The organism is Hyphomonas sp. GM-8P (genome assembly GCF_003263315.1).
Lineage (GTDB): Bacteria > Pseudomonadota > Alphaproteobacteria > Caulobacterales > Hyphomonadaceae > Hyphomonas.
In genome coordinates, this window is record NZ_AWFE01000130.1 from 1 (window position 1) to 1,735 (window position 1,735).

The 1,735-nt window shown below is 62.7% G+C and carries 1 protein-coding gene; it reads right to left on the reverse strand.

What is annotated here, in order from left to right:
• Positions 1-246: 246 nt before the first annotated feature.
• The coding region (locus HY26_RS19095; RefSeq protein WP_112074262.1) for a partitioning protein at positions 247-1,735 on the reverse strand (1,489 nt) is incomplete at its 5' end.

The window sequence follows — 1,735 nt, forward strand, 5'->3', positions numbered from 1 at the left end:
CCAGGTCATACGGCAAGAGACGGGAACAAGGAGTCCGAAGACCGCTGCCGATGGAACGGAGGAACCCATTGCGGCAGGCGCTTTGATCTGTCCTGCGAGACCTTTAGACGCGCGATTTTTCGACAGGCATTCTGCGGATTGAACAGCATTGACACTGCCACCCGCTACCCCGAACCCGAATGTGAAAAGCCGTCCGATGTCAGGCACCGGACGGCTCGCACTCTGCCTGAGAGGAGGAGACAAACCTCAGGCAGCGTCTGCTTCGCAAGGCTCCGTTTCAGGTTCGAAATTGTCCTCGTCCTCACCCTCGAACAGGCCCGCAATCCGTTCCCAACCATCGACCGTCGGGCACCTGGCTCCTTCGACAAGGCGGGTCGGCGGCACCTGCATCCAGCCGGGACGCCAGCCGGGGTTGGCAGTACAATCCACCCCCTTGATCCGGTTCTGGATGAGCGCCTTCTGCACCTTGCCGCTCTCCTTGGTGACGCTCTCCGCAACGCTCGGGGAAGCAATGTCCGCGACCATACCGTTGATGGCCCGCTTGTCGCGGAGCAGGTCGAAGAAGGCATCGTCCGGCGACCAATAGGAGCCGAGATCGGTCCCGCAGACATGCAACACAGTCTCGACCGCCAGCCCACCCGATTCCAGCGTTTCGGCCATGGTGAGCGCCAGCACCTGCATGACTTCCTTGTCCGACATGGCAAGCAAGGCGGAGAAGGTTTCGCAAAGCGAATAGGCATCGCCGTTCGCGCGCGGACGCATGGCACCGAGCGCGGTGAACAGCGTCTCGACCTGTTCGGACGCGGCATCGACTTCAGCCCGCGCCACCGAGCCCGCCACGCTCTCGTGCGTCTCGTTCTTGCGCGCCCCGCACACATGCGAGCGCACATTCCAGAGGGATGATCCGGTCAGCGCGTGTGCTACCATCAGGCGCAGCGCAATGGCGGGCGCCGTGAGCAGGCTGGCTGCGGCAGCGCCATGCCGGTGAAGCCCGATATATTCCGCCATCGGGCCGGACATTTCGGGCTTGCTGTCAGCCGGTGAGGTCGCATCTCCGTCCTCGGTCTGGCGCTTTGTCCGTCGCGCTTCCGAAGCCTTCAGCCAGCCTTCATGGAAAGTCACCGTCCCATCATGGCGCTGTTCGACGAAGACCTTGCCGCCCTTCTTCTTCGTGGTCTGGACATACTCCCAGCGCTGGAAGTAGGTCCCCCGGTCAAGGCAGACGACATCGGCCCATCCGCGGGCCAGGTATTGCTCGATCTGCGCGGATATTGCCTCCGCCTGCGCCGCCCAGAACGCCCCGGAATCGGCGAACACGGCATGCTCTCCGAACAGGTCCGCCGTCATCGCGCCGGTGTAATGATCAAGGTCGAACAGGGCCTTGTCTGTGGTGATCGTACTACCGCCAGTCACCCATGCCTTGCAGGCGCGTCCGAACGGCGCGCGTTCGGTTTCGCTGTTCCAGAGCTTCAGCCATTCCGCCTGCTGGGCAGGTGTTGCCAGCGTCAAGGCGCGGATCGTTTCGCGGTCGATTTCGTCCTCGGAATAGAGCTTGCGGATCGGAGCAGCGAGGCCTGCCAAGGCGAGCACACGCCGCACCAGAAGCTCGGTCACACCGAAGAAGGTTGCGATGTCTTCCGGGGACTTGCCTTCGTCCGCCAGCTTCCTGAAGGCCACATATTGTTCCATTTCCGTCGCAGGCAAGCGGGCGACATTTTCGATGATGGACGCCTCG